The organism is Halovivax sp., assembly GCA_007119345.1.
Lineage (GTDB): Archaea > Halobacteriota > Halobacteria > Halobacteriales > Natrialbaceae > Halovivax.
The window spans coordinates 1-7,011 of record SKPV01000223.1; the positions used below are offsets into that span (position 1 = coordinate 1).

General features: G+C 73.3%; 8 protein-coding genes. 3 read left to right on the forward strand and 5 right to left on the reverse strand.

Translation table 11 applies throughout. The annotated features are described in order from the left end of the window. Positions 1-567 (forward strand): DUF6735 family protein (locus QZT59_RS15640; RefSeq protein WP_290818526.1); only part of this gene is annotated, 567 nt, incomplete at its 5' end. A gap of 69 nt (positions 568-636) precedes the next feature. After that, positions 637-1,557, forward strand: coding sequence for an endonuclease NucS (gene nucS, locus QZT59_RS15645; RefSeq protein WP_290818528.1), 921 nt, complete (start codon positions 637-639; stop codon positions 1,555-1,557). 9 nt (positions 1,558-1,566) lie between these two features. On the opposite strand, the gene QZT59_RS15650 is transcribed toward nucS, so the two are convergent. Genes QZT59_RS15650 through QZT59_RS15665 form a run of 4 tightly spaced genes read right to left on the reverse strand, consistent with a single transcriptional unit; the run spans position 1,567 to position 5,100 of the window. Beyond that, positions 1,567-2,409: a hypothetical protein gene (locus QZT59_RS15650; protein WP_290818530.1), complete on the reverse strand. Its 843-nt coding sequence runs from the start codon at positions 2,407-2,409 to the stop codon at positions 1,567-1,569. Continuing rightward, complete coding sequence (locus QZT59_RS15655; protein WP_290818532.1) at positions 2,406-3,647, reverse strand: glycosyltransferase family 4 protein; 1,242 nt, start codon at positions 3,645-3,647, stop codon at positions 2,406-2,408. Before QZT59_RS15655 ends, QZT59_RS15650 begins: the two co-directional genes overlap by 4 nt. Before the next feature lie 3 nt (positions 3,648-3,650). After that, positions 3,651-4,058, reverse strand: coding sequence for a 6-pyruvoyl tetrahydropterin synthase family protein (locus tag QZT59_RS15660; protein WP_290818534.1), 408 nt, complete (start codon positions 4,056-4,058; stop codon positions 3,651-3,653). Between the two features lie 22 nt (positions 4,059-4,080). Continuing rightward, positions 4,081-5,100, reverse strand: coding sequence for a zinc-binding alcohol dehydrogenase (locus tag QZT59_RS15665; protein WP_394348665.1), 1,020 nt, complete (start codon positions 5,098-5,100; stop codon positions 4,081-4,083). A 427-nt stretch (positions 5,101-5,527) separates the two neighbouring features. On the opposite strand from QZT59_RS15665, the gene QZT59_RS15670 reads away from it, so the two are divergent. Continuing rightward, positions 5,528-5,908, forward strand: coding sequence for a hypothetical protein (locus QZT59_RS15670; protein ID WP_290818538.1), 381 nt, complete (start codon positions 5,528-5,530; stop codon positions 5,906-5,908). A 6-nt stretch (positions 5,909-5,914) separates the two neighbouring features. Here QZT59_RS15670 and QZT59_RS15675 read toward each other — a convergent pair whose 3' ends face one another. Then, positions 5,915-6,685 carry an FkbM family methyltransferase gene (locus tag QZT59_RS15675; protein ID WP_290818540.1) on the reverse strand — a complete coding sequence of 257 codons (771 nt, stop codon included), beginning with the start codon at positions 6,683-6,685 and terminating at the stop codon, positions 5,915-5,917. Positions 6,686-7,011: the final 326 nt, after the last annotated feature.

A 7,011-nucleotide genomic window follows, 5' to 3' on the forward strand; every position in this document is an offset into this window, starting at 1 on the left:
CTTTATACCCGAAGGGGCGGCGAGGCTCCCCGTGCGAACGAACCGGATTCGACGGCCGCCACGGGATCGACGACCGCGGCGGAGGTGGTGACCGTGGGCCGACGCGCCCTGGTCGCGTACGTCCGCGGCGACGGCCGCTACGACGTCCACTACGCCCACTGGGGGGCCGCCGAGCCGACGCTCGCGTGCCGGCTCGCCGACCCCGAGACGGATCCGGTCGCGGCCGATCCGATCGCCGTCGGCGTCCCGTTCGAGACGATCCTCGAGACGCACGTCGATCCCCCGATTCACGAGGCGCTGTACGTCGTCGAGATCGACGGGGTCCGGGCCTACCGCGTCCTGTGGCTCGGTCCCGTCGGCGTCGAAGGCGGGCTGCTCGTCGCCGTCGACCCGCGAGATCCCCGAGACGACGTCCGGGTCGGCGCCTGGTTCCGCGGCGCCCGAGCGGTCGCGTCGGCGTGTCGCGACCGCGGTTCCCTGCCGTCGGAAGCGGCGGCGGCGCTGGTGACGGACCGATTGGGAGACTGGGGTGGCGACCGGGAGGTGATCCGATTCCCCGCCGACTGACGGGTCCGGGTCGGCCCGAACGGCGCGTCGACGGGGAGCTTTTGGCCTCCGGACGACTAGCGCCCGCCAGTGACGGCCGCCGACCCCGACGAGCGCGTCCGCACCATCGCCCGGCCGAGCCTCGCGGCCGCCCGCGACGCCGTCGCCGACGCCCTCGAGCGCGGCGCGGTGGTCACCGTCGTCGGCCGCTGCACCGTCGAGTACGAGGGTCGGGCGACGAGCAGCCTCGGGCCCGGCGACCGTCACCTGATGGTCAAGCCCGACGGGACGGTGATGGTTCACACCGCCGCGGGTCGACAGCCGGTCAACTGGCAGCCGCCGGGGTGTACGTGTGCCGTCGAGCGCGTGGTCGAGGCTCCCGCCGGGAGCGACGCCGGCGAGGCGGTCGCCGAGAGGGACGCCGGCGAGGAGGTCGCCGAGAGCGACGATGGCGAGGAGGTCGCCGAGAGCGACGATGGCGAGGAGGTCGCCGAGAGCGACGATGGCGAGGGGGTCGCCGAAAGCGACGATGGCGACGACGGTCACCTGCTGGTACGCTCGACCCGCTCGACTCCGGCGGAGGAGCTCCTCGTGGCCTTCGAGCGGGTCCTGCAGGTCTCGGCGTTCGACCTCGCCGACGAGGAGTCCCTGTCGCTGTCGGGCACGCACGAGGATCTCAAGGATCGCATCCTCGACGAGCCGGGTCTCGTGGAGCCGGGATTCACCCCGCTGGTGACCGAACGCGAGACCGCCGCCGGCGCCGTGGACGTCTACGGGGAGGACGTCGACGGTCGGGCGGTCGTCCTCGAGTTGAAGCGCAGTCGGGCGGGGCCGGACGCCGTCGGCCAGCTCGAGCGCTACGTCGACGCGCTCGACCGGGACCTCCACGCCGACGCCTCGGTTCGGGGGATCCTGGTGGCGCCCTCGGCGACGGATCGCGCCCGACGGATGCTCGCCGAGCGCGGGCTGGAGTTCGTGGCGCTGGAACCCGGCGGCGACCGCGGCGGCTGAACCGTCGGTTCACAGCCGTCCCACGACGTCGACGTTCTCGGCCCGGTACCGTAACTCGTCCGCGGCGAGCTGCCTGCGCCGCCGACCCGCCCACGCGCTCGCGTCGACGCCGAGCTCCCCGACCGCCGACTCGATCGCCCCCAGGACGTGCTCGACGACGACCCGCTCGCCAGCCCGGTACGGCGGTTCGATCACCCACGGCGAGCGAGCCGCGGTCTCGACGGCCGACAGCGCCGCCCGCAGCGCCTCGCCGCCGTCCGGCGAGCCCGGCCGGCAGCGCGCCATGTGCTCACGATAGGTCCCCAGCACGCGGTCGTCCTCGGGGTCGGCGGGTTCGAAGCGGGTCGTCCCGTCGTACGTTATCGGCGCGTAGACGCGATCCGCGAGGGGCTCGAACGCTGACAGTCGACCGAGGTCGACGACGTCGAAGAACGCGCAGCCGACGAGCAACGACGCCGGTTCGGCCCGCTCCGCGTGGGCGAAGGCGTCCGCCCGGACCAGTTCTACCTCGAGGTCTCCGAGGGCGACGCCGCGGTCCGATCGGCCGTCCGACGAGGACCGGCTCGCGCCGTTCGCCCCGGCGCCGTCGAGCGGCCTCGCGTCCGCCCGCGCGAGCAACCGCTCTCGCCCGCGCCGGATCGCACCGGCGTGGCTGTCGACGGCGATCCACTCGCCGGCGTCGAGGACGTCCCACTCGTGGAGGCGTTCGACCATCGTCGCGGTGCCTGCGCCGACTTCGAGGATCCGCGGCTCGTCCGGAAGCGGTTCGAAAGCCCTCCGCAGCGCCCGGCGGCTCAGCGACCGGTCGTCGACGCCGCGTTTCGCCTCGAGGTAGGCGACGTGGTCGGTCACGACCGCCCTCCCGTTTCGGTCCCGTCGTCGGTCACGGACGGCGTCGATTCGGTCTCGGCCTCGGTCACGGACGGCGTCGATTCGGTCTCGCCCTCGGTCACGGACGGCGTCGATTCGGTCCCGTCGTCGGTGTCGGTGTCGGCGGCGCGCTCGCCTCCGTCAGCGTCACGACCCCGGCCGACGCGGCCGCCGTCCACCAATTCCGCGAGAAATCGCTCGACCCGCGCGAGGCTCTCGTCCCAGGTCGGCTGGCGTTCGTAAGCCCGCCGGGCGCCGACTCCCAGCGACGCGAGCCGGTCGTGGTCGGCGAGCGACTCGATTCCGTTCGCGACCGCGTCGGGCGTCGGCGGGACGAGCAGTCCCGACGCGCCGTCGGTCACGAACTCGGCGGCGCCGCCCTCGGTCGTCGCGAGCGGGACGCACCCGAAGCTCATCCCTTCCAGGTAGACGATCCCGAACGGCTCGTAGCGCGACGGGACGGCGAGGACGTGCGCGTTCCGGAGTCGATTCGCGACCGCGTCGTCCGGGAGCCGGCCCTCGACGGTCACGCGGCCCGCGAGGCCTCGATCGGCGACCCGTCGGCGAACCGCGCTCGCGTATTTGGGTTCGATCGTCTCGTCGCCGATCACGGTCAGCCGCCAGTCGACGTCCGCGCGAGCGAGCCCCTCGACGAGCACGTCGGGGCCCTTTCGCTCGATCACGTTTCCGAGGAAACACGCTTCGAGCGGACCGTCCTCCGCCCGCCCGCGGATTTCGTCGTTGCCGACGTCGGGATCGAACCGATCGCCTCCCGGCGGTGCGATCACGTCGGTCGGGGGACAGCCGAGCTCGCGGGCCCCGCGCCGGGTGGCTCCGCTGTTGTGGATCGCCGCGTCGACGCCCCGGAGGAAGCGCTCCTCGACCGTCGCGACGAGTCGCCGGCGGAGCGGTCCCGACCCGGCCGCCGCACGGCTCCGGAGCATGTGACAGAGCGCGACGGTCGGCACGTCGAGCCGACGGTTGGCGACCAGCAGCGACGGCCCCGCGAGGCCGTCTTCGACGACGACGTCGACGGCCGCGAGGCGCTCGGCCAGATCGCGGCGGTTCGCCAGCAGCTGTCGCGGGTAGGATTCGACGGGGAGGGTGACGACCTCGACCGCGTGACCCCGCTCCCGAAGGAACGAGATCAGCCTGCGGTCGTACAGGTATCCGCCGGAGACGGCGTCGAGCTCGCCGGCGACGACGAGGCCGATCCGCATCGGCTAGAAGGGGCCCGCGCAGGTGACGACCGCCGTCTCGTCCTCGCGGACGGTCACCACCAGGTCCTCGACGGCGGGCGCTTCGAGGGCGTCCCGGAGGTCGTCGTGGATCGCCGCGGCGAGGCGCTCGCAGCTCGGATTCCCCTCGAGGTGGTCGTTGAGCGTCTCGTCCCGGTAGCGGTCGACGACGGTCGAGAGCGCTTCGGTGGCCGCGTCGATGTCGAGCAGGTAGCCGCGCTCGCCGAGTGCGGGCCCGCGGAACGTCGCCTCGGCCTCGAACGTGTGAGAGTGCACCCTTCCCTCCGGACCGGCGCCGGGGACGGTCAGGTGGTGCTGTGCGACGAAGGCTTCGCCGACGGTGACGGTGTAGCTCGTGGCGGTCGGTCCGTTCTCGCGCTCGGGCTCGGTCATCGGTGGAATCGTGCTCGTCGAGTCATTCGTACGTCAGCAGAACCTGGACGGCGTCGCCCGGTCGATCGGCGAGCAGTCGGTACGCGCGGGGCGCCTCGCCGGCCGGGATCCGGTGGGTGAGCAGTCGATCGACGTCGAGTTCGCGGAGTCGGGAGAGCGCGACATCGCGCCGTCGGGAGCGGTCCCAGCGTCCGCGACGTGCCGGATCGACGGTGCTCACCTGGCTGGAGTCGACGCTGATGCGCCCCCGGTGGAAGTGCTCGCCGAGCCCGATCGGCTCGCGCTTCGTCCCGTACCATGATCCCACGACGACGCGGCCGTCGTAGCCGGTCGCCCCGATCGCCGTCTCCAGCGTCGACGGCCGTCCGCTCACCTCGATCGCGAGGTCGACGGCGCCGGTCGCCTCGCGGACCGCGGCGACGGGATCGCGGCGGTCGGGATCGACCGTCAGGTCTGCCCCCAGTCGCTCGGCCAGCTCGCGACGCGGCGCCAGCGGTTCGACGGCGACCACCGTCTCGACGTCGGTCCGGCACAGCAGCGCCGTCGTCAACAGCCCGACGACGCCCTGTCCGAAGACGGCGACGCGCTCGCCGATCCGTGGTCCGGCGTCGAGGAGGAAGTTGACCGCGGTCTCGACGTTCGCGAGCAGTGCGGCTCGCTCGGGCGCGAGGTCGTCGGGGATCGGTAGCAGGTCCTCGGGGTCGGCGAGAAAATGGCTCTCGTGCGGGTTGAACGCGAAGACCGTCTCGCCCAGCCAGGACGGATCGACCCGCTCGCCGACGGCGGTCACCGTGCCGACCGCCGCGTAGCCGTACCGGACCGGGTACGAGAGCGTGCCGTCGAGTCCCGGGAGCTGCTCGTCGGCGACGGACGTGCGGTCGACCTCGCCGCGGTAGACCAGCAGCTCCGTTCCGGCGCTCACCGCGGAGACGATCGTCTCCACCGCGACCGCCTCCGGCCCCGGCTCCGGGCCGTCGACGCGGACGACGTCGACCGCCCCCGGCCCGACGAACTCGACGGCCACCCCGTCGGTCGCGCTCATCGTCGCGCCCCCGCTCGCCATCCCGAGGCCTCGGCGGCGCTCGGCCTCGCCGCTCGCGGGTCGTACCTCCCCGCTCGCCATCCCGAGGCCTCGGCGGCGCTCGGCCTCGCCGCTCGCCGATCGATCGCCGGCGGAGCGCGGAATTCTCGCCTCGCGGGGGCGTCGCTGCCCTTCGGATGCGCCAAGATTGGTTTCGACCATCACGTGTCGAGTGATAAAACTTCGCGAGCCTCGTACGTCGCGAGACGGTCGCTGCGCCCTCGCCGAGCGCGACCCGTCGGGAGCGGGGCCGTCCCGACGCGGGCCGCCGCCCCGGGGGAGGACGACGACCCGGGGGAGGACGGCGACCCGGGGGAGGACGGCGACCCGCGAGAGAGGGCCGATCCGGAGGGAAGGAACTAATCGTCGGTTCGTGGAATCGTCGGCCGTGCCGGCTCCGTTCGATCGCCTCGAGACCGCGACGCTCACGCCGCTTCACTGGGTCGGCGTCGTCGCGGCGCTGGTCACCGCCGGAGTCCACTTCGGCCTCGGCGTGCGGAATCCGACGGGCACGTTCGGTCTCGCGTTCCTGTTCGCGACGGTCGGCTTTCTGGTCGGTATCGCCGCCGTCCTCCTCGCGTACCGCCGCCGGCTCGTCTACCTGCTCGGCGTCCCCTTCACGGCCGGCCAGCTCGTCCTCTGGTACGCCTTCAACCGACCGTTTCCGCCGATCTCGACGATCGAGGTCGTCGACAAGGTGGCCCAGGCCGTGCTGGTCGCGGTGCTGGTGATCCTGTACCGACGCGAGCGGGAGGGCCGACCCGGCTAACCCGGCTCACCCGTCGGCCGTCTCCGGCCGACAGATCCACGCGTCGGCCGCCGGTTCGATCGCGTACCCGCGGTCGGTCAACCGCTCGCGGATCGACGCTCGCCGATCGTCGGGGTGTCTCTCCACGACGAGCAGCGGCCGGTGACTCTCGATCGTCCGCTCGGCGCCGCGAAGCACCGCGTCCGCGGCTCCCTCGACGTCGATCTTGATCCCGTCCGGCGCGGGTACCGACTCGCCGACGAGGTCGTCGATCCGGCGGACCGGGACCGTCTCGACCGCCTCGACCGTCGCGCCCCACGCGCCAGCGTGTGCTGGATCGAGCGAGGACAGCTTCGAGAACGACGAGCGGTAGAACGGCCGGGTCCCGTCGGTCGCCCCGACGGCGACGCGTCGCACGTCGACCCGATCCCGGACCCCGTTTCGCGCGACCGTCCGCCCGAGCCGCGCCGCCGACAGCGGGTCGGGCTCGAAGGCGACGACGCGCCGCCCCGTCCCGCGCGCGAGGGGGACGGCGTACTCGCCGACGTGGGCGCCGACGTCGAGGACGGTCGCGTCGTCCGCCAGCGCGTCCAGTGCGGCCAGTCCGGGGTCGTCGCCGTGGGCGTTCGTCGGCTCGTAGCTCCAGTAGGCGCCCGCGACGGTGCGAGTCGGGGTGGCGACGCCGACCGCGTACGAGAGATCCGCGAGCCGGTAGCGCGCGGCGTAGCCGGTGCGTTCGAGGCGCTCGCGGAGTCGATCCGCGAGGCGGTCCATGTTCGCACGGTCCTCGTCCAGCACCTTCCGCGTTCCGCCGGCCGCCCGCTCGTGCCCCGATCGGGCCGGTCGTCGGCCGCGTGATTCGGTCGCGTGATTCGATCGGCGGCGGCGACGGTCGACCGTGTCGGCCGCGACGGTCGGTGGTGTCTGTCGCGACGATCGCCCGTGTCGACCGCGACGATCAGTCGTCGACCGCGGCCCCACCGGACCGCGACGCCCCGAAGCGACCGCGTCCCGTCGCGGCCGCCCAGTCGCGGGCGACGCTCGCCAGCAGGGCGACGAGGGCGAGCGCCGCGAGGATCGTCAGCCCGGAGTGCGGGGCGAGCGGCGTCAGCGCGGCCGCGATC